General features: G+C 39.6%; 24 protein-coding genes. 10 read left to right on the top strand and 14 right to left on the bottom strand.

All coding sequences use genetic code 11. The features are described from left to right. The 4 genes from IM500_RS17155 to IM500_RS17170 all read left to right on the top strand — a co-directional run. Nucleotides 1-182, top strand: a 182-nt coding sequence (locus IM500_RS17155; RefSeq protein ID WP_287739120.1) for a zinc ribbon domain-containing protein, incomplete at its 5' end; no start/stop codon positions are given. 557 nt (nt 183-739) lie between these two features. After that, entirely contained in the window at nt 740-1,306 is a 567-nt protein-coding gene (locus tag IM500_RS17160; protein WP_072923928.1) for a nicotinate-nucleotide adenylyltransferase, read from the top strand. Continuing rightward, nucleotides 1,303-2,031, top strand: a complete 729-nt coding sequence (locus IM500_RS17165; RefSeq protein WP_190723147.1) for an NUDIX hydrolase — start codon at nt 1,303-1,305, stop codon at nt 2,029-2,031. Before IM500_RS17160 ends, IM500_RS17165 begins: the two co-directional genes overlap by 4 nt. A gap of 12 nt (nt 2,032-2,043) precedes the next feature. Beyond that, nucleotides 2,044-3,702 carry an NAD+ synthase gene (locus IM500_RS17170; protein ID WP_190723146.1) on the top strand — a complete coding sequence of 553 codons (1,659 nt, stop codon included), beginning with the start codon at nt 2,044-2,046 and terminating at the stop codon, nt 3,700-3,702. 376 nt (nt 3,703-4,078) lie between these two features. On the opposite strand, the gene ygfZ is transcribed toward IM500_RS17170, so the two are convergent. The 3 genes from ygfZ to gap are packed head-to-tail and all read right to left on the bottom strand — an operon-like array spanning nt 4,079 to nt 6,551. Beyond that, nucleotides 4,079-5,092 (bottom strand): CAF17-like 4Fe-4S cluster assembly/insertion protein YgfZ, encoded by a 1,014-nt coding sequence (gene ygfZ / locus IM500_RS17175; RefSeq protein ID WP_287739123.1) that lies wholly within the window; start codon nt 5,090-5,092, stop codon nt 4,079-4,081. After that, nucleotides 5,089-5,457, bottom strand: a complete 369-nt coding sequence (locus IM500_RS17180; protein ID WP_002802888.1) for a hypothetical protein — start codon at nt 5,455-5,457, stop codon at nt 5,089-5,091. The genes ygfZ and IM500_RS17180 overlap by 4 nt, the downstream gene beginning before the upstream one ends. Before the next feature lie 59 nt (nt 5,458-5,516). Further along, nucleotides 5,517-6,551 carry a type I glyceraldehyde-3-phosphate dehydrogenase gene (gene gap / locus IM500_RS17185; protein ID WP_002793129.1) on the bottom strand — a complete coding sequence of 345 codons (1,035 nt, stop codon included), beginning with the start codon at nt 6,549-6,551 and terminating at the stop codon, nt 5,517-5,519. Nucleotides 6,552-7,087: 536 nt separating this feature from the next. Between gap and IM500_RS17190 the strand changes: the two genes are divergently transcribed. Beyond that, entirely contained in the window at nt 7,088-9,508 is a 2,421-nt protein-coding gene (locus tag IM500_RS17190) for a phosphoketolase family protein (RefSeq protein WP_190723144.1), read from the top strand. 294 nt (nt 9,509-9,802) lie between these two features. Here the strand turns inward: IM500_RS17190 and IM500_RS17195 are convergent, their stop codons facing one another. From IM500_RS17195 to IM500_RS17220, 6 genes are all read right to left on the bottom strand, one after another. Beyond that, a complete protein-coding gene (locus IM500_RS17195) occupies nt 9,803-10,168 on the bottom strand; it encodes a type II toxin-antitoxin system VapC family toxin (RefSeq protein ID WP_150975711.1) in 366 nt (121 codons plus the stop codon). Nucleotides 10,169-10,171: 3 nt separating this feature from the next. Beyond that, entirely contained in the window at nt 10,172-10,432 is a 261-nt protein-coding gene (locus IM500_RS17200; protein ID WP_072923913.1) for a hypothetical protein, read from the bottom strand. 395 nt (nt 10,433-10,827) lie between these two features. Beyond that, nucleotides 10,828-11,067, bottom strand: coding sequence for a type II toxin-antitoxin system HicA family toxin (locus tag IM500_RS17205; protein ID WP_002735907.1), 240 nt, complete (start codon nt 11,065-11,067; stop codon nt 10,828-10,830). Further along, entirely contained in the window at nt 11,060-11,323 is a 264-nt protein-coding gene (locus tag IM500_RS17210; RefSeq protein WP_147072162.1) for a type II toxin-antitoxin system HicB family antitoxin, read from the bottom strand. Before IM500_RS17210 ends, IM500_RS17205 begins: the two co-directional genes overlap by 8 nt. Nucleotides 11,324-11,538: 215 nt before the next feature. Beyond that, nucleotides 11,539-11,859: a DUF5615 family PIN-like protein gene (locus tag IM500_RS17215; RefSeq protein WP_190723143.1), complete on the bottom strand. Its 321-nt coding sequence runs from the start codon at nt 11,857-11,859 to the stop codon at nt 11,539-11,541. Then, nucleotides 11,843-12,091, bottom strand: a complete 249-nt coding sequence (locus tag IM500_RS17220; RefSeq protein ID WP_190723142.1) for a DUF433 domain-containing protein — start codon at nt 12,089-12,091, stop codon at nt 11,843-11,845. Before IM500_RS17220 ends, IM500_RS17215 begins: the two co-directional genes overlap by 17 nt. Before the next feature lie 234 nt (nt 12,092-12,325). On the opposite strand from IM500_RS17220, the gene IM500_RS17225 reads away from it, so the two are divergent. Both IM500_RS17225 and IM500_RS17230 read left to right on the top strand, forming a co-directional pair. Next, nucleotides 12,326-12,628 carry a DUF433 domain-containing protein gene (locus IM500_RS17225; protein ID WP_106909767.1) on the top strand — a complete coding sequence of 101 codons (303 nt, stop codon included), beginning with the start codon at nt 12,326-12,328 and terminating at the stop codon, nt 12,626-12,628. Between the two features lie 15 nt (nt 12,629-12,643). Next, nucleotides 12,644-13,129, top strand: coding sequence for a PIN domain-containing protein (locus tag IM500_RS17230; protein ID WP_190723141.1), 486 nt, complete (start codon nt 12,644-12,646; stop codon nt 13,127-13,129). Nucleotides 13,130-13,348: 219 nt separating this feature from the next. Here the strand turns inward: IM500_RS17230 and IM500_RS17235 are convergent, their stop codons facing one another. Together IM500_RS17235 and IM500_RS17240 are read right to left on the bottom strand one after the other, a co-directional pair. Further along, nucleotides 13,349-13,831 (bottom strand): PIN domain-containing protein, encoded by a 483-nt coding sequence (locus IM500_RS17235; protein WP_242034726.1) that lies wholly within the window; start codon nt 13,829-13,831, stop codon nt 13,349-13,351. A 5-nt stretch (nt 13,832-13,836) separates the two neighbouring features. After that, on the bottom strand, nt 13,837-14,076 hold the full coding sequence (locus tag IM500_RS17240) for a UPF0175 family protein (protein ID WP_190723139.1): 240 nt from the start codon (nt 14,074-14,076) through the stop codon (nt 13,837-13,839). Between the two features lie 810 nt (nt 14,077-14,886). On the opposite strand from IM500_RS17240, the gene IM500_RS17245 reads away from it, so the two are divergent. From IM500_RS17245 to IM500_RS17255, 3 genes are all read left to right on the top strand, one after another. Continuing rightward, nucleotides 14,887-16,170 carry an O-antigen ligase family protein gene (locus tag IM500_RS17245; RefSeq protein WP_190723138.1) on the top strand — a complete coding sequence of 428 codons (1,284 nt, stop codon included), beginning with the start codon at nt 14,887-14,889 and terminating at the stop codon, nt 16,168-16,170. 23 nt (nt 16,171-16,193) lie between these two features. Then, on the top strand, nt 16,194-17,147 hold the full coding sequence (locus IM500_RS17250; protein WP_242034725.1) for a glycosyltransferase family 2 protein: 954 nt from the start codon (nt 16,194-16,196) through the stop codon (nt 17,145-17,147). Nucleotides 17,148-17,288: 141 nt separating this feature from the next. Next, complete coding sequence (locus IM500_RS17255; RefSeq protein ID WP_242034724.1) at nt 17,289-17,594, top strand: type II toxin-antitoxin system VapC family toxin; 306 nt, start codon at nt 17,289-17,291, stop codon at nt 17,592-17,594. An 11-nt stretch (nt 17,595-17,605) separates the two neighbouring features. Here the strand turns inward: IM500_RS17255 and IM500_RS17260 are convergent, their stop codons facing one another. The 3 genes from IM500_RS17260 to pheT all read right to left on the bottom strand — a co-directional run bounded on the left by IM500_RS17260 (nt 17,606) and on the right by pheT (nt 21,063). After that, entirely contained in the window at nt 17,606-17,947 is a 342-nt protein-coding gene (locus tag IM500_RS17260) for a helix-turn-helix domain-containing protein (protein WP_190723136.1), read from the bottom strand. A 4-nt stretch (nt 17,948-17,951) separates the two neighbouring features. Next, a complete protein-coding gene (locus tag IM500_RS17265; RefSeq protein ID WP_002763716.1) occupies nt 17,952-18,293 on the bottom strand; it encodes a type II toxin-antitoxin system RelE/ParE family toxin in 342 nt (113 codons plus the stop codon). A 334-nt stretch (nt 18,294-18,627) separates the two neighbouring features. Then, complete coding sequence (pheT, locus tag IM500_RS17270) at nt 18,628-21,063, bottom strand: phenylalanine--tRNA ligase subunit beta (RefSeq protein ID WP_287739132.1); 2,436 nt, start codon at nt 21,061-21,063, stop codon at nt 18,628-18,630. Nucleotides 21,064-21,197 lie beyond the last annotated feature (134 nt).

The following is a 21,197-nucleotide window of genomic DNA, read 5'->3' on the forward strand; positions in this document are numbered from 1 at the left end:
TATCGACGAGAACCCATGTTTGTCCCCATTGTGGCTATGTAGAAGATAGAGATATTAACGCCGCTATCAACATTCTCAAAAAGGGACTAAGTACGGTGGGACACACCGAAACTAATACGCTTGGGGAGAGATTCCCTCTGGTTTGGCTGGATACGTCCTGCCAGATTAAGGAAACTCAGTGAACCAAGAATCCCTCGCTTTTAGCGATGGGAGTGTCAAAAAAAATAATATCTCCTGCAAAAATCAAAAATCTTCAGTAGCAGACAAAAGATAAGAGATAAGGGACTTGCGTAGGAATAATATCCCAGCCAGAAAATCGCTCTGTAGAAGAACCAGACCAGCCAGATGGCACATTATCAAAGCGCAAGTCCCTAACACCTCGAAGGCTCTCCCCCTACTTAGGGTGATCAGCAAACCTGATCGATCGGAGGGCGCAAGCATTGCGCCCCTACAGTAACGGATTTTGTCCACAATGTAGGGGCGAACTGCGTTCGCCCAAAAGGTACATTATCAAAGCGCAAGTCCCTAACTATCCTATTCATAAAACCTAAGATTATGTCAAATTTATCCGGGGTTTTAGATATTTTCACCCGATAGCGGCTCGATAACTTACTTTTGCAGGAGATCGCCGATCCTCTTGCCCTATTTTGGTAAAATCAACTATAATGGGGAGAAGTTAATCTTTGCCAAGCTTGAGCAGACTTAAACTAATCCCTTAGTGAGCAAGCAATTGAATCCTATGCTTAAAATTGCCCTTTTTGGAACCAGTGCCGATCCTCCCACTGCCGGTCATCAAGCCATACTAAAATGGTTATCGGAACAGTACGATATTGTTGCAGTTTGGGCCGCCGATAATCCCTTTAAAAATCATCAAACCAGTCTCGAACATCGTCTGAGGATGTTAAATTTGCTCATCCGGGATATTCAACCCCCAAGGGATAATATACAACTGCGACGAGAATTAAGCGATCGACGTAGCTTAATTAGTGTGGAAAAAGCGCAAGCAATTTGGGGAGAACAGGAGGAATATACCCTAGTCATCGGTTCTGATTTAGCTGGACAAATTAGGCACTGGTATCGTAGCCGAGAATTACTAGAAAAAGTCAAAATTCTCGTGATTCCTCGTCCAGGCTATCCTATTAACCAAGATGATATTGAACAACTGCAAACATTAGGGGGTGATTGTCTGATTGCCGATGTCTTTGCTCCGGCTGTATCCTCAACAGATTATCGAGAAAAAGGCGATAAACAGGCTGTTCCCGCACCGATTAAAGATTATATCGAAGGTCAAAAACTTTACGCATGAAACCGCAAAAGACCCTAGCTAATAAATCTCTAGCTGATTTTAAAGTGGGAGTTGATAACGTGATCTTTTCCGTTGATACCCAATTAAATCGGCTGCTAGTGCTTCTGATTAAAAGACGGGAAGAACCCTTTAGTAATTACTGGAGTTTACCCGGGACTTTAGTGAGAAATGGGGAATCACTGGAAACGGCAGCCTATCGAATTTTAGCCGAGAAAATTAGCGTCAATAATCTCTATCTGGAACAGTTATATACTTTTGGCAGTCCAGAGGGAGATACCCCAGCAGCGGCCGCGAGTTTTGCGGTACGTTATCTATCGGTGAGTTACTTCGCTTTAGTGCGGTTTGAAGAAGCAAAATTAATCACTGAACAGGATCATAATATCACTTGGTATATGATTGATAAAGTGCCAGATTTAGCCTTTAATCACGGTCAAATTTTGGAATATGGCTGGCGAAGATTACGCAATAAAGTAGAATATAGTCCCGTCGCTTTTGAGGTTTTACCAGAATTATTTACTTTAAATGATCTTTATCAATTTTATGAGACAATTTTAGGTAAAAATTTTAGTGATTATTCTAACTTCAGAAATCGGCTATTGAAATTAGGATTTCTCAAGGATATGGGTTTAAAAGTCTCTCGTGGTGCCGGTCGTCCGGCTAGTTTATATCGCTTTGATGAAAAAGCTTTTGCTCCCTTTAAAGAGCAACCGTTAGTTTTTGTTTAAATAGGAAAAAATATGAGAATTGCTATCGCTCAATTAAATCCCATTGTTGGAGATATCGAAGGAAATGCTCAAAGAATTTTAGAGGCTGCTCAAACGGCATTTAATCAGGGAGCAGAATTACTTTTAACCCCGGAATTATCCCTCTGTGGTTATCCCCCCAGAGACTTGTTATTAAATCTGGGTTTTGTCGAGAAAATGTCTCGACAATTGCAATTATTGTCCCAACAATTACCAGAAAAATTAGCCGTCTTAGTCGGGTTTGTCGAAAAAAATCCCTCGGCAACGGTCAGGGGAGAAAAGCCGTTATTTAATAGCATAGCTTTGTTAAAAAGTCAAGAGATTAAACAAATTTTTACTAAACGTTTATTGCCTACCTACGATGTTTTTGATGAGGATCGTTACTTTGCTTCCGGGAAAGAAAGTCAATATTTTCAACTAACAGAAAATAATGTAAAAATCGGTGTAACTATCTGTGAAGATGTTTGGAATGATGAACAATTTTGGGGTCAGCGTCAATACGCGGTTAATCCCATCGCCGATTTAGCTAGTTTAGGAGTCGATTTAATCGTTAATCTTTCCGCTTCTCCCTACAGTGTCGGTAAGCAAAAATTGCGAGAATCTTTATTATCCCATAGTGCCACTAGATATAATTTACCGATAGTTTATGTCAATCAAGTGGGAGGTAATGATGATTTAATTTTTGATGGTGACAGCGTGGCTTTTAACAGACAAGGAGAAGTGATTTATCGCGCCCAAGCATTTACTTCTAGCCTAGAATTGATCGAGTTTAATCAAGATTTGTTACCCGCAGTTATTCATCCTTTACCTGTCGATGAAGATGAGGAAATTTATCGAGCTTTAGTCTTAGGAGTGCGAGATTATGTGCAGAAATGCGGTTTTAAACGGGTAATTTTCGGCTTGAGTGGTGGCATTGATTCCAGTTTAGTTGCCGCTATTGCCAGCGACGCATTAGGTAAAGAAAATGTTCTCGCTGTGATGATGCCTTCTCCCTATAGTTCCGACCATTCCATTAGCGATGCAGTGGCTTTAGTTAATAATTTAGGTATCAAAAGTGAGAAGTTAGCAATTCAAGAAATTATGACCGCTTATGATCAACTTTTAGAGCGGCTTTTCGCTGGGACTGATTTCGGTATTGCCGAAGAAAATCTTCAGTCACGCATTCGCGGTAATTTATTAATGGCTCTCTCTAATAAATTCGGTCATTTACTATTATCCACTGGCAATAAATCAGAAATGGCGGTGGGATATTGCACCCTTTACGGTGATATGAATGGTGGTTTAGCAGTGATTGCTGATGTGCCGAAAACCAGGGTTTATTCCCTCTGTCGCTGGTTAAATCGGCACGGGGAAATTATTCCCCTTAATGTGATTAATAAAGCTCCTAGTGCTGAATTAAAACCCAATCAGAAGGATCAAGATTCTTTACCTCCCTACGAGATTTTAGATGCTATTTTAGCACTATTAATCGATCGCCATCAATCCGCCGAACAAATTATCGCCGCCGGCTTTGAGGCAGAAATTGTGCAGAAAGTGATTAAATTAGTTAAAAATGCCGAATTTAAGCGCAAACAAGCCCCCCCGGGACTAAAAATTAGCGATCGCGCTTTTGGCACTGGTTGGCGAATGCCTATCGCTAGTCGCTGGGGTTAGGGGGTTTTTCAGTTATCAGTTATCAGTATTAAATAGCAGTTTTCTACGGGTGTATCTCGTTTTTGTAAATCTACGAAGTTGGGATTTTTAAGGGGAAACTCTCTTTTAAAATTGGGCGTTACTTTCGATTTTATCACTCAATCCAAGCTTTTGGGGGGTTCTACCCCCCAAACCCCCCGTTGGGGGCGTGGCGCCGCCCCCAAACCCCGGAGCGCATTAGTTTTTCGGTGGGATGCTTACACGCGATTGTTCATATTTTTGTACTAATTTAAGAGTCACTGATAATTGCTGATTGTCGGTATTTCTGCAAATGTGAGATGCACCCGTTTGCCACTGTCTTTTCACTGATTACTGATTACTGATTACTGTTTACTGTTCACTGAAAGGGGTATTCGTGAGAGAGGAAGGGTAAAGAGATTAATTCTCCCGTTGCCTCGCCGATTTGTACTTTCAAACCCTCTCCTCCCGCTTTTGTTTTCACATAACCCAAGCCAAAATCCTCCAGCACACTGGTGAGTAAACCGACTTTTTGCGCTTCTAAAATAATCGGGGTATTGCTGGGGACGGGTTGGCTGAGTTTTATGCCCCAAAGTCTTTGTTTTACGCCTTTATAGGTGTTGAGACGGGCGATAGTTTCTTGACCAATATAACAACCCTTATCAAAAACGATCGCTCGCCATAAACCGGCCTCTAAAGGGTTATAATCTTCCGTTAATTCTCGATCGACTGCCGGTCGGCCCTGATGGATTCTCAGGTATTCCCACACCTGTTCATCGGCGGGAGTAACGCCATTTTTAATTAAATTTTCCCAGAGGGGACCGGCTTCGGCGGCGGCAACGATTAAAGTGTATCCGGGTAGGTCTAAGCCGGTGCCGACGGCCAGTCTCAGGGGGGGTTCAGAAAGGAGATAATGACTATGCTGCACCCCCGTTAAAATCTGCTCTGGAATGGCGATTTTTTGCAGGTATTGCCCGCTTTCAGTACCGATTAGGGTGACAATGCCAAAATTATCGGTTAAGTCGCTAATTTCCACCTTATCGAAGGGGAAAATATAGCGATCAATCAATTCCAGTAAAAATTGACGACGTTGGGGAGAAACGAGGATGAGGAGGGAATCATCGCCAGCGTAAACTGTGACAAAATCGAGGGTACGACCGGTAGAGTTGAGGAAAATTGTCTCACAACCCTGACCTGGTTTCAGGCGATCAATCGCGTTACTGGTTTGATTGTGGAGAAAACGCAGTCGATCCTGGCCTTTTAATTCTAATAAACCCCAATCGGAGCGATCGATTAAAATTGTTTGGGATGCTAAACTTTGGGGATCATTGTGGTAATCTTTCAGAAAATTAGCGGCATACTCTGCCTTGATCGTGTCTAAATCTGCTTTCATGGAGGTAAATTAGCGAATAATTGCTTAATAATGCGCTCGGTTTTCGTTTCCAAACTCTGCCAATCAAGTTCACCGGTGGGATCGAGGAGACTGGTATCGATGGTGACGCTCTCTCCTTCATCGGTGGGATAATCGAGAAAACAGACTTGAAAACAAAGTTCCCAAATATTTACAGTAACGGAGCGATCGAGATAAGTCAAACAGAGCAGATAACTGGGATAGGGATCTTGAATTTCTGTATAAGTTCCTTTCCAGAGGGAATTTTCTAACTGTTTACGCAGATTATCCAGCACCCGAATAAATGCCGGCTGCATTAATAATTGTGCCTGTTCCCAAGCGGTAATATCTTTAAATTTTGGATTCATCTTATCAGTTATCAGTTATCAGTTATCAGTAAACAGTAAACTGATAACTGATAACTGATTTAGGCTGTTACGAGGGTTGCTTCCTTAGCTGCCATCATTTTCATCAGGTCTAACATCCGGCAGGAGTAACCCCATTCGTTATCGTACCAAGAGACGACCTTAAAGAAATTGGCATTAAGTTGAATGCCAGCTTTAGCATCAAAGATACTGGAACGGGGGTCAGTGATAAAGTCACTCGATACCACTTCCTCATCGGTATAACCGAGGATACCTTTCATCGGACCTTCGCTGGCGGCTTTCATAGCGGCGCAGATTTCCTCGTAACTGGTGGCTTTTTCGGTTTTAAAGGTTAAATCCACCGCCGAAACGTTGGGAGTTGGCACACGGAAGGCCATACCGGTTAATTTGCCTTTTAGGGAAGGAATAACTAGGGTTACTGCTTTGGCTGCTCCCGTGGAGGAGGGGATAATATTTTGACCGGCGCCGCGACCACCGCGCCAATCTTTTTTCGATGGACCATCCACGGTGGGTTGAGTGGCGGTCATCGAGTGTACCGTGGTCATTAATCCTTCCGCTAGTCCGAAGTTATCGTTAATAACTTTGGTGATCGGGGCTAAACAATTGGTGGTACAACTAGCGTTAGAGACGATCAGATCCTTAGCGGGATCGTACTCATTATCGTTAACGCCTAGTACAATGGTACGAATTTTGTCGGGATCTTTGGTGGGTGCGGAGATAACCACCCGTTTGGCCCCGGCTTCCAGGTGTTTTCCTGCCCCTTCCGCGGTGGTAAATAAACCAGTGGACTCGACCACATAATCGGCCCCAGTTGCACCCCAGGGCAGTTGAGCAGGGTCTTTAATCGAGTAACAGGGGATAAACTTACCATCCACGACGATGCCATCTTCTTTCGCTTCTACCGTACCCTGAAAACGTCCGTGGGTGGAGTCGTATTTGAGCAGATAGGCAATATTATCGGGGGGGACGAGATCATTGATACCAACAAACTCGAAATCAGGATTTTGGATACCCGCCCTAAAAACGAGGCGACCGATACGACCAAATCCGTTGATAGCGACTCTTACTTTTGTCATGAAAAAAACTCCTTTGCAGCTGCGATAAGCTTAGGCACGATCAAGAAACAATAATTTGAGAATTGATTGGCCTCTAGAGAATCACTATATATGCTAATCAGCTTTTGTTGCTCGCTAGATGAAGTATAGAAAGATTTTAAGTTTCAGTGCTTCAAAAGCTATCCTAGTAGTCCTCACCACTGGCATCGAGAAGGCCTAATTAGGCTCTTCCCGACAAACTAGGGTGTAACCCTATAGTATTTTGGGAAAAGCTGACATTAAAAAATAATTAAAATTTTTCTGAGAATTATTGTTACCTAAGTTAAGAAGATATTAATTTTCCTTTAAAAGCGATTTAAAAACGCCGCCCGACTGACATAAATTCCCCTGGCTGGATTGGCAAAATATAGTTTATTTTAATAGTTTTTTACCCTCCGAAAGGTTAGACTCTTGATTACAGTTTGAAAACCGACCGAGGGTTAACCCTCTCGATAATCTGGAGAAATTGTCTATCAACTCTCTTAATCTCATCGTTCATAGATATCGGAGAAATATTCATGGTATCCGCACCAGAAAGACCCTTAACAGAGCAAAATCCCCTTTCTCAAGACGAACTCTACAAAACCCATGCCTATTGGCGCGCTTGTAACTATTTAGCTGTAGGTATGATTTATCTGCGCGATAATCCCCTGCTCAAAGAACATCTTAAACCCGAACACGTTAAGTATCGTTTGCTCGGTCACTGGGGAGCAAGTCCGGCCTTAAGTTTTACCTACGTTCACCTCAACCGTTTAATCAAAAAATACGACCTCGATATGATTTTTATGGCCGGTCCTGGCCATGGGGCGCCGGGGGTACTAGGTCCAGTTTATCTAGAAGGAACCTATTCGGAAATATACCCCGATAAAAGTGAAGACGAGGAAGGATTACAAAAATTCTTTAAACAATTTTCTTTTCCCGGTCACATCGGTAGTCATGTCACCCCCGAAACCCCCGGTTCTATCCATGAGGGCGGCGAACTAGGTTATAGTGTTTCCCATGCCTACGGTTCTGTTTTTGACAATCCCGACCTAATTACGGCCGTGGTGGTGGGTGATGGGGAAGCTGAAACCGGTCCCCTTGCTACCGCATGGCACTCGAATAAATTCCTTAACCCGATTCGCGATGGTGCGGTACTGCCAATTTTAAACTTAAACGGTTATAAAATCGCTAATCCCACCATTCTCTCCCGTATTTCGACGCACGAGTTAGAAAGTCTCTTTGTCGGTTACGGTTACACTCCCTACATCGTCGAATGTAAGGAAGATGAAGACCTCATGCACTGCCATCAAAAAATGGCCGCTACCCTAGAACACTGTATCAATCAGATTCGCTCCTATCAACAGGAAGCTCGCAGCACGGGAGTTGCTAAACGTTACCCCTGGCCGATGATTATCCTCCGGTCTCCCAAGGGTTGGACAGGTCCGAAAAAGGTTGATGGTCATAAAGTAGAAGGATTCTGGCGCGCTCACCAAGTCCCCATGGGTGCCATGCAGGAAAACCCCGAACACTTGAGAAAATTAGAGGAGTGGATGAAAAGCTATAACCCGGAGGAATTATTTGACTATACCACGGGTAAATTTAAGCCAGAATTTAAAGAACTCGCTCCTAGGGGTCATCGTCGCATGAGTGCTAATCCGCACGCTAACGGCGGATTGCTGCGGAAAGACCTAAAAATGCCCGATTTTCGTCAGTATGCCGTAGATGTCACCCACCCGGGCCAGGTGGAAGCGGAAAACACGGGAGTGATGGGGGTATTTTTGCGGGATGTAATGCGAAATAATATGACTAATTTTCGCGTTTTTGGTCCCGATGAAACTGCTTCTAATCGTTTAGCGGCTCTCTATGAAGTGACTAAAAAAGCTTGGTTAGCCGATACCTATCCGGAGGATTTAGATGGTAGCCAATTATCTCCCGATGGTCGGGTGATGGAGATGCTGAGTGAACATACTTTAGTCGGTTGGTTAGAGGGTTATTTATTATCCGGTCGTCACGGTTTATTTCACTCCTACGAGGCTTTTGCTCACGTTATCGATTCCATGTTCAACCAACACGCTAAATGGCTCGATATCTGCAAAAATCATGTACCTTGGCGCGCTTCTGTTTCCTCTTGGAATCTGTTGTTATCCTCGGTGGTTTGGCGGCAGGATCACAATGGTTTTAGTCACCAAGACCCCGGTTTTATCGATTTAGTAACCAATAAAAGTGCCGACGTGGTGCGGGTTTATCTTCCCCCCGATGGTAACTGTTTATTAAGTGTGGCTAATCACTGTCTCAAGAGCAAGGATTACACTAATATTATCGTTGCTGATAAACAGAAACACCTGCAATACTTGACCATTGAAGAAGCAATTAAACACTGCACCAAAGGTATCGGTATTTGGGATTGGGCAAGTAACGATGATGACGGAATCAATCCCGATGAACCGGATGTAATTATGGCTTGCTGTGGGGATATTATCACTAAGGAATCCCTGGCAGCAACGGCAATTCTGCGGGAGGAATTCCCTTACTTAAAAGTTCGCTTTATCAACGTGGTTGATCTGTTTAAATTACAGTCGGAAAGTGAACACCCCCACGGTTTATCAGAACGGGATTTTGATAGTTTATTTACCCCTGATAAGCCAATTATCTTTAATTTCCACGGTTATCCTTGGCTGATTCATAAACTTACCTACCGTCGCAGCAATCAAGAACGTATTCATGTGCGCGGTTACAAAGAAGAAGGGAATATTAATACTCCCCTAGAATTAGCGATTCGTAACCAAGTTGATCGTTTTCATTTAGTAATCGATGTCATTGATCGCGTGCCGAAATTAGGTTCTGCTGCCGGTCATGTGAAGGAACGGATGAAAAATGCTATTATCGATAATCTCGATTATGCTTTTACCAATGGTATCGATAAGGACGAGATTACTAACTGGAAATGGCCCTATTAATTAGGCTAGAAAGTGGTTTAGGTGATGATAATTTATTAGTTTACCGATAAATTTCATCTTCCTATTCCACCTAAATAAAATATTCTTGATTTTCTACAGGGTGAGAGCATCTCAAAAGCTGTTGACAATTGGACAATTTTGTGATCCGCATGGGTATTTCAGGTGATACCAGTCAATCAGAATAGTTACGAAATCTTAACAATTGAGATGGCAAATTCTCCTCAAATTTGGATCATTTCATAATCAAAAGTTCACTTTGTCAAGGATTGTTAAGATGCGCTTGCCCTAAGGTTTTTACCGTTGAAAAGGGTTAATTAGATTTAATTTACTGATCCAATTAAAATCATCAATATTGCGAGTTACAATTGTTAAATTATAAACGAAAGCTGTTCCCGCAATAATGGCATCTCCTAAGGACATCTTTCTGATTTGTTTTAAAGTTACTGCTTGGTTAATTACAGGTTGAGAGATGGGTAAAATTTGAGAAGCATTAAAAAATTCTTCAAAATAGACTTTATCCTGATGAGTTAACCGATGGTAGCCTAAAACTTCCAGATAGGATAAAGCAGATACATAAGGAGAATTTTCTGCAATAAACTCCCGGAGAAACTCATTTTCCAATTGAGCGGCATAGATAATAATATTACTATCTAATAACATGATTTAATCCCGATCAGGAAGAGAGCGATCGCACCGATTTTGTTGTTGCCACTGTTGGGTATCAACATCAGTAAAAGTATTATTGTTAGCAATTTTTTTCAAAGCATTGGCCATTTTTTGACCGTTAGATCGATTTTCACCAATGATATTTTCTTCTAATAAGGTAATATAAACATTAACAGGATATTCGGAGTTGATTTCAGGGGTTTCATCAAGCCATTGAAGGGTATTATTTTTCAAAATTGCTTTAAAGGTTTTTAGCATAGTTTTCTCCGCCGTTAAATGATACAGGATAAATGATTCAGACTAGCCCTAACCCAATTTTAACACAAGACCAACCCAACAAACTCCCCTGAACTCAATCTTTTAAGTTAACGTCTTTGGATCATTTCATAATCAAAAGTTCATTACCAGAGCGAAAAATTACGCAAAATGGTGATAGTCACTTTACCTGTTTTTAAGGCAGGCTAATTTATCGACGATGACTGGGTGAAAATTAATCATTAAATCAATTTATAACAAGCAATCGAGGGTTTTACTATCGCGTTAATGTACCTTAAAAAGGTAGCGATCACTTTATTTTAGCTTTTGGAAATAAAATTAAGATAAAGCGTACTAGAATAGATAATTTCTTCGTTTGAAAAAACGCATTCAATCATCTATTTTAATAAATGTTCTATTTCTTCATCTGTAAAACCAAATTGTCTAAAAATTCGTAAAACATAAGCAGGGGACATTTCTTTTGCACCTATATCAATAGGAACGATTCGACGTTGATTATACAATACTCTACAATATAAACGAGGATCACCTTTTCCTTCTCGATAAAATTGACAGCCTCCTTTTTCAAGAATTTTGATTAGTGCTTTGGGTTTAAGAGAAGGAATATTTTTAGGCATAAACTTTTCTGAGTTCGTAAGTTTCGGGAGTTTCAGAATCTCCCACAGTTAAAAACTCATGAAGTTCGTCTATAGGAATAGGACTGGTATAGATATTGGCTTGATCACGATAAATATCCCCAAAAGATTCAATTGCTTCTTTTAGTTTCTCCATAGCTTTTTCCTGAGTTTCTCCTTGTCCAACTAATCCATTTTCAAGACATAATGAAACCCAATAATCTGCACTTTTTCTCAGAATAACGGTATAAAAGTTCATGGTGATTGTTCTGTTTAAATTTTAATCGGGGATTAGAATTTACTCCAGCTTAATTTTAACACAAGACCAACCCAACAAACTCCCCTGAACTCAATCTTTTAAATTAACGTCTTTGGGTCATTTCATCAATAGACAATAAATAAAGTGCATTATACTTTGTTAATGCACCCGCTCAGAAAAGCGATCGCTTAGGATAATATATGATTATGCAATTACTAAAACGGACTCGGTAGAATTTCGCTAAATCTCTTAATAGCTTGTTTATGTTTTAAAATAAGACTGATTAGATGATGAGTGGTACAATTTCCAATCCTCAGCCCGATGAACTTTGGAGGTTGGCCATACAACAAACTTCGTTGATAAAAATCAGAATCTTTCAAGACAATTATCAATCCATTGATAGGCGCATATTCCCAAATCCTTTGATCGGGAAACCCTTTTAGGCTACAATCTCTAACATGAGCGCTATCGGGAAAATGTGATACCAGTAACAGAGGTAGTTTAGGTGATAAGTTTTCGTCAAATAGCAGTTTCATAGGGAATAACCATTAAACGACGATCCCGCTCGGCGGCAAATGCAAAACTGGCTTGTATATCTTCTAAGGTAAGATCGGGGAAATCATCTAATATTTCTTCAATAGTCATCCCTCCTCCTAGATAATCAAAAATATCTGCTACTGCAATACGAGTATTGACAATGCAAGGTTTGCCACTGCGAATGTCTGGGTTAATCACAATCCGATCTCGATATTTAGCTGCAAAAGACATAGTAATAATTGTTGTTGACTAATGATTATTATAGCTTAATGTTAATTGTACTTTAAGCTTGATAAATCTTAAAACCAAAGCCCTCGACTTTTAGGTTTCAAAAATTCTATTATCAATAAGCTGCATTACACTACCTTAATCCACTCTAAAAGAGCGGCGATCGCACTGATGTGGCCTTACTGGGGAAAAAATGGTATGATAATAACAATTTATTAATATTATTGCCAAGTAATTATGTCATCTTTAGTTATCTCACAACATATTGAAATCACTCCTGGTATCTGTGGCGGAAAACCTCGTATTGCTGGACATCGAATTAAAGTTCAAGATATTGTAATTTGGCATGAAAGAATGGGAATGTCACCAGATGAAATTATTTATCATCATCCTACTATCACCCTAGCAGATGTTTATGCAGCCTTGGTCTATTACCATGACAATCGAGAAGAAATTAGACGACAACTTGAAGCAGGAGAAACTTTTGCTAAACAACTACAAGGCAACAAACCATCTTTAATTGAGAAAATATTAAATTGACGAGCTAAAATCGTTATGAAAAAACTTAGAGTTTATATCGATACATCAGTCATTGGATTCTGTTTAGATGATGAATTTTCCTTAGAGTCCAATCAATTGATGGAAGCCATTAAGCAAGAAAAGTTTATTTTGTTAATGAGTGATATCATTGTTAGCGAATTAATTAATGCCTCCCAAGCGGTTAAAGATATTTTATTATCGATTCCGCAGAGAGTTATTGAAATAGTTAAGATAACACCTGAAGTTTTACAGTTAAGGGATGCTTATATCAATGAAGGAGTTGTTACATCAAAGTCTATTAATGATGCTACTCATGTAGCGGCTGCTACAATAGCTAGAGCGGATGCAATCATATCATGGAATTTTAAACATATTGTGCGCCTAGATAAAATGAAAGGCTATAATCAAATTAATTTACTCAATGGCTACGGGATTTTGACTATTATTTCTCCTTTAGAGGTAACAATTGATGAAGCCAACGACAATTTAAAAAAGTTTTGACTGTTTAGCTTTTAAACAAACCAGTCAAGAAAAAATGGCTGAAGACATGAAAAATCTCAGCTATTCAGATCAGATTGAATATCTTCAAAAAAAGATTAATGAAAGTGATTTAAAGTTATGGTGGGAATCCATCAATAGACAATAAATAAGGCGCATTATACTTTGTTAATGCACCCGAAAAAATAAGCGTGCTGCTACGCAGTGCCTTCAGTATCACACTCAGTCTCCAAAAATGCTCTCAAATATCTCACGCTTGACTCTAAAGTTAATTTCTCTAAGTCTTTGATAAAAACTCTCCAAATTTTCAATTTCTATCTTTCCTTCTTTGAGAAGTTTACGAATAATCGCTAAAGTTCCTTTAACATTTAAGCCTAAGTGTAGTGCTTCTTTTCTTGCTGCAAAGTCATCAAGGATGATATAATCAGTTTGTAATTCTATTCCTAAAGTAATGGCATCAGATTCACCTTTCCCTAAACGTTCATTTAAACTATTTGCTAGAGAGATTAATTTAATATTTAGGATAATTAATTTCTGTTGATTGATCAGCTTATTAAGAGTCTCTGAAGATTGATCTTGTTTGGCATTAATTTTTTGTTGTACGGTTGCAGGCAAATAAAAATTATCATTAGAATCTAGGAATTTTTCTAAAAATTCTAACTGAGACAAAAAGATTAAAGGGGAAGAATTGAAAACAATTTTCATAGATATTACCATTTTTTTTCTCTATCTATGTCTTCTGTAGTAAGATAAGAAAAATCGATTCCCATTAATTCTAAAATTTTCAAGAACATTTCTGTATCCATTTCCATGATTTCTGCGGCTTTATGAAGACTGATGATGCGAGAAACTAAAGCACCCACCACAAAAATAAATTGTTCTTTTTGTTCAATACTATCAAATAATTGTATTTCGGCGGCAATTTCTTGAAAAGTAATCGAAGTATTCATTGTCTTGCTAAGTTTCATCAATTAAGACATATCTAACTTAATTTTAACGCAAAATCAACCCAACAAACTGCCCTTATCTCAATCTTTTAAATTATAGACAACAAATAAGGTGCATTATACTCTGTTAATGCACCCGATCAGAAAAGCGATCGCACTTCATCAATTAACTCCGAGTTCGCCTTTTGAATTCCTCAATTCTTTTCTCTATCACTCTAGGGTTCGGGTTTTCCCAGTCATCTAGAGAATTATAAAGAATTGCTGGAATTAATACTTTTCTCTTTTTGTCAAATTTTATGTTAAGAAATATGTGACTATAGGATCGAGAAAACGGGTTTCTTAAAGAAACCCGTTTTCTTGACTCTGAGTCAAGTTAATCAGGTGGCTGGTAGGAGAAATCAAGGTTTAACCGCACCGAATTTAATTTGATTTTCTCTGATTCATGAATAAACCTGATGAAAAAAAAAAAATAAGCATACTTTATATCCTATTGACGGTAGAAAAAAACGGTCTTAGGATGATGGAAACCATTAATTGATGGTTTGATAGTTTTTAAGCTTAACCCGCACTGCGGGTTAAATAGTTGGGGAGGTTTTGGGGACGGCGAACGGTGTATATTCCAGCAGTAAGCTCAGACGCATTTAAATTTAGATTGTCGATGCTTGAAGCCTTTGGCTGACATCGATTACTCGATCAACTTAAATGTCGAAAAGCTTAACACCATGGTAACACTATGATGAGTTGATGTACTCTAAGGATAGCATATTGAAATATTGAGTCAATGCAAGTTATTTAAATAATAGATGACACATTATGTTTTTAATAAAACATCCAGATCCGAAGCTAAACATTCCTTGGTATTTAACTCAAATTAGTTTTTTGCTGTTGCCTATCAACCCCTTATGGGGAATGTTAGTTATTTGTACAGCGATTATAATAATTTTTAGATTAAAATATAGAGTCATTATTTCTCAATATATTAATTGGGGATTTGCTATCTTAGGTGGCTCATTAATAATGACCAGCCTTTTTGCCTTTGATCGGGTTTCTGCCATCTCTGGATTGATAAATTTTTTCCCTTACTTCATTATTTTTGCTGGACTCAGCCAACTACTTTACTCAGTGAGTACATTAGAACAATTAGCAAGGATAATATACTTTGGTTCAGTTCCTATAACCGTGTTAGGCTTTGGACAAATTTGGTGGGGGTTACAAGGAGAAATACAAAATATATTGATCCCTGGATGGTATTTAAGAGCAATGGGCAATCCTTCTGGTAGGATGTCATCTTTATTTTATCATGCTAATTTTCTAGCAAGTTTTCTAACTATTATTTGGGTGTTGGGACTGGGCTTAATAATTCTAGAGTTAAGAAAATCGAATACTGATAAAAAATTTTTTTATCTTAGTCTGCTTTTGGTGATCAATTCCCTAACATTTATTGCTCTAATTTTAACTCATTCTCGTAATGGTTGGATGACTACATTAGTAACTTGTCTTGCTTTTGCTATTTATTTAGGCTGGCGATGGATTTTGCTAACAGTAGCAATCGTGAGCGGGGCGATTATTATCGCTGCTTTTGGCAATCCTCCAGTAAGAGATTGGTTTAGATTAATTGTTCCAATGTTTATTTGGGCTCGAATAAACGATCAATTTTATCCTAATCGAGATGTAGAAACTCTCCGAATAACTCTGTGGAAATTCTCCTGGCATTTAGCCCTTAAGTCACCTTGGAAAGGATGGGGTTTAGGAAGTTTTAAACATCTCTATCAGCCTCAATCTCAGATAGTAATAGGACATTCACACAACTTAACACTGATGCTTCTGTCTGAAGTGGGGATTCCCTGGACAGTTTTTTTCTATTTTTTAGTTGGCTGGATATTGGCAAAAGGGATTATACTTTTAACCAAAATAAATCTGGATAACTCAGAAGAAAAATTGATTATATTTACTTATTTAACAGCTTTTTTTGCTTCTATATTATTTCATGTCTTTGATGTTACTATTTTTGATGAAAGAGTCAATCTTATATCTTGGTCGATTTTGTCAGCGATTCATGGCTTAACAAATAATAAAAAAAGAAAATATTTTACCTAAACTAAATATTCTTGTAAATGCTCATGAAATTCAGTATTGTTATCACAACATATAATCGCTTACCATTTTTAAAATGGTCATTAGAATCGGCACTCAATCAAACTATAAATTGCGAAATTATTGTTGTAGATGATGCTTCTTCTGATCAAACTGAAGAATATATCAAGCAATTAGGTGAGCGAGTTATATATCATCGCAACTCGATAAATTTAGGACATTCAGAAAGTGTTAATATTGGAGTCAAAATTGCCAAAGGAGAATGGATTAAGCTGATTGATGATGATGATTATATTACGCCTGAATGTATCGAAACTATCAGCAGATATCTCGTTTATTTTCCTGATGCTGTTATTTGCTCTTGTCAGGCAAAAAAAATTGATATAATAGGCAACATTATCGATGATAAACATCAAGTTCAATTTAATAATTTAGCTCTTTGTATTCGGCAAGAAGACATACACTACGGTATGCTTTTGGATATCTGTCCTTTGGGAACACCTGTTCAAGTTGCTTTTCAAAAAAAAGCATTTTTGCGATCGGGAGGCTGGGATAAAGACTTTGACGGTAATTATGATGATATTAACTCATGGATAGAAATTGCCAAGTACGGCGATGCTGTATTTGTCGGTAAGTGTCTATGTTTTAAAAGAGTATGGTCGGGATGTTGCAATAGCAATATATCAATAAAAGAGCGATACAAAAAAAATATTTTAATCAAACAAAAAATTTATGATATGGTACATCCTAAACATCGGAAAAAGTTACCAGAATTGTCAGTTATAGAAGGTTATATTTGCCTGCATTGGCTTTTGATTTATATCAAAAAATTAAACATAAAAATTGTCCTAGAATTGATCCGCTATGATGCAATTAATTGGGATGCTTTAAAATTGATGTTTAAAATAATATGTATAAAAAGATTTAGGCTTTTATTTAAAGAACTTTTACCAGAATTACAGCAAATTGATATTAAATAATGGTACAGCCAATACCCGACTAGATGCCGAAATACTAATGTTTTTTTGTTTGTCTAGGATTTAAGAGATTTCCTGTTGCTTTTCAATAGCACGGGCAATGAGAGGAGCTTTTCTTGCTAATCCCTCTAGGGTGATTTCACCTTGTTCATACATTCTAAACAACGGGAAGCAAACCTCAAATCCAAGCGGGGAAATCTGTTGCGCTTGCGAGGTGTTTCTGAGATTTCGGCAGCTACAGGGGAAACTAACGCCCCAACCGATTATTTAACCTATCTGATCGAGAAGTATTCCGTAATGCGAGTTCTGATTGATACCAATGTCATTCTTGATTTTCTACAAGAACGAGAGCTATTTGTGGAAAACGCAGCAAGATTATTTGAGCGTATTGATGCTGGGGAAATTCAGGGATTTATCGCATCAACGACAATAACTAACATTAGTGGATAGAATGCACAAAATTAGCATTCAGGTCTTGATTCAGCAACGCCTTTGACACTGGCAATGATTTGTCCGATGTCTTGAGGAGTGGCACCTGTTGCCAACAGCGATGGGATAAGCAATTCCAGTGAAACTGACGGATCGCCATTTTCAGCTTTGGCAATCCGAGGTTGACTAGAGCCGATTTTATTGGCCAGTTCACTTTGAGTCATTATCTTCTGCCGCTGACTTTTCAAACTTTTGCTAAGAGCTAGTTTGATTTCAACAAGGATAATCTCTTCGGGCGTTAACTCTAAAAAGTCGGAAACGGTTCCGATTTTCCAGCCTTTTGATGCCAAAAGCCCTTTTTTAGTCTCTTCCATCCTCTTATTCCTGCTGATCAGTATCGTATTTACTCAAGCGTTTCTTACAAACCTCAATTACACTTTTGGGTGTTGCTCTTGTTGTCTTATTAAACACCTCAATAATCAAGATTGCATCTTCATCAATTCGATAAATAATCCTCCAATTTTTATCGATGTCTCTAATGCGTAGCTCATGACAATGATAGCCTACACTTGGCATAGGACGCGAATGTGGCAAACCAAGAGGTTCGCCTTCCTGTAGTTGCCTGAGTAAGACACCTGCTTCGATCCGTGCTTCTAAACTGAAAGGTGGGGTCTTGATCTCACCATGCAGCCAAGCTAAAGGTTTGCTTTGATCAGCCATGATGTATTTATATCATATCTGATGTACTAAAATATGGCAATCGCCTCACTACTATCTAACAATTCAAAGGTGGCGGAGCGACGAAATATGAACAGCTAACCTACTTTGAGCAACTCTCAAACTGATTGGTAACGATTGGATGCAATCAGCGATATTGATAGCGACGTGTGAGATTATTCTTGAGATAATAAATGGCTGGTTATAATTAAATTAACAATGGATTTTAGGTTCGATCCCCCCTTAGTCCCCCCTTAATAAGGGGGGCATCTGATAATTTTTAACGTCTACCTAATTATAAGGCCGATGTCTGATAACTGTTAACTGAGCGCTGAATTTAACTTCTTAAAGAAACTTGGAACTGTTTAACTAAAGCTTCTCGCACTTTTGTCATTAAGGGTTCCACATCTTCATCGGTTAAAGTTCGATCGCTGGCACGATAGACTAAACTAAAGGCCAAACTACAATGATTTTCTGGTACATTCTGCCCCTGATAGCGATCGAATAATTCGACTTTTTCTAAGAGATTACCCCCAGCATTTTTGATAGTTTTTGTCAATCTATCTACGGGTATATCTGTGGAAACAAAGAAGGCGATATCTCGTGCCGCCCCCGGATAGGTAGAATAGACCTGTAAACGTGGGGTAATTTTGGCACTATCGCTAAGAGTTGCTAACAGGATCGGGAACTGGATTTCAAAGGCATAAACTGCCTCAATTAATCCCTTTTGCTGACGCAATTGCGGGTGTAGTTGACCAAAAATTCCTAAGGGTTGTTTACCAATCCCTAAAGATGCTGTTCGTCCGGGATGAAAACGCGCATCTTCGGCATATTTTTCGTAGCTTACTGTCAGCGAAAGGCGATCGAATACTGCTTCTAAAATCCCTTTTGCTTCGTACCAAGTCATGGCCACCTCTTTACCCGATCGCAGCCAACGTCCAGCAGGGAAGAAATCACCGCCAAAAATACCGGCAATTGCATCGTATTCCTTGATATTATCCGATTCTAAGCGGAAAACTCGCCCGATCTCGAAGCCATTTAAGGCCCCGTTACCCTGAGACTGATTATACTCAAACGCTTCGATTAAACCGTCGAGGAGATTAGTCCGCAAAGCAGAATACTCGACAAAAAGGGGATTAGCGAGGACAACTTCCGCTAATTCCGGTTTAACGAGGGAATACTGGACTAATTCCGTCAAACCGACTGCTCGAAAAGCTTCCCGCAGCCGACGCTGTATAGTTTCCTCAAAGGATAATCCTCCGGCTGCGGTTTTTGCCGGCAAAGTATCGACAAAGCGATCATATCCGTACAGTCGCGCCACTTCTTCAATTAAGTCAATTTCTCGTTCTAAATCCCGATAACGGTAGTCTGGCACTGTTACAGTCCACAGAACAGGATTTTTCGAGGTTAACTGCAATTCACAGCCTAAATTGCCTAAAATCCGTTCCACATCTTCGGCGAGAATTTCACCGATCGCACCATTATCTAGGGTAACTTGACCCAGTAGCTGCTGCAAACGTTGTAAACGCAATTCGATCGAACCCCTGGACCGTTCGGCGCGATAATCAGCTTTAACCTGACTGCTGACAGTTCCCCCAGCTAACTCTAGAATCAAATCGATCGCCCTTTGACAAGCATATTCCAAAGCGGCGGGATTAACACCGCGTTCATAGCGTCCGGAAGATTCGCTGCGTAAACCCTGCGCTTTCGAGGAACGACGGATAGCGATCGGATCGAATAAAGCCGACTCTAGCACAAGATTAACGGTTTCCTCGTTAACTTCCGTATCTTGACCTCCCATCACTCCCGCTAAAGCTACCGGCTTATTATTGGCAGTAATTAATAAATTAAGCTCTTTTAAGCTTCTTTCCTGACCATCAAGGCTAATAATTTTTTCCCCTTCCTCGGCAAAACGGACCCCAATAGTAACGGATTTACCTCCGGCAAAACTTTGTAAACGATCGCGATCGAAAGCGTGTAAGGGTTGTCCCCACTCCAAAAGTACATAATTAGTAATATCGACCACATTATTGATCGATCGCAGTCCGGCTGCCTGTAAACGCTGTTGCAACCATAGCGGAGATGGGCCAATTTTTACCCCCTCGATCACCGTACCAATATAAGCAGGACAAGCTTTATTTTCTGATATTTCCAGCGTTAAATCTTTTTTAGGGGAAAATTCCTGTAATTTGACTTTTGGTAGGCTTAATTCTCCTCCTGTCAAAGCCGCTACTTCTCGCGCGACTCCGATCATACTCAAAGCATCGGCACGGTTAGCGGTGGGAGAAATATCTAAAATCACCTCATCGAGTCCTAAAAGGGGACGAACATCTGTACCTAAAGGGAGATTTTCCTGGCTAAAAATGTGGATTCCTTCAGAATCTTTAGTTAATCCTAATTCCGCGAGGGAACAGATCATCCCTTCCGATTTTACCCCGCGCAATTTAGCCGGTTTAATCGTTAAATTGATTTTTGGTAAATGAGTTCCCAAAGTAGCCACGGGAACTAGAATATCAGCCCTAGCATTGGGCGCACCACAGACAATTGTACTAGGGTTGTCCTGACCGATATCCACCTGACAGACACTTAGTTTATCTGCATTGGGATGGGGTTGGCGATCGATAATTTTACCAATAACCACACCCTTTGCCCATTCTCGGCGATCCTCGATCTCTTCCACTTCTATTCCCGCAATTGTCAATAATTCGGCTAATTCTTGGGGAGATTGGGCGACTTTGACTAATTCTCGTAACCAGTTGATCGAAATCCGCATCGTTAATTCTTGCTTGCCGTTGGTTCTTAACTATTGTAAACCGTGGGTAGTCAATGATTTAGAGATTAGGGCCGATCGGCTGTTAGAATATTAGGGGCAAGATGGAAGGACTGTGTAAATAACCGCTCATTTTC

The sequence above is a fragment of the Microcystis sp. M179S2 genome (assembly GCF_020245805.1).
In the GTDB taxonomy this organism is placed as follows: domain Bacteria; phylum Cyanobacteriota; class Cyanobacteriia; order Cyanobacteriales; family Microcystaceae; genus Microcystis; species Microcystis aeruginosa.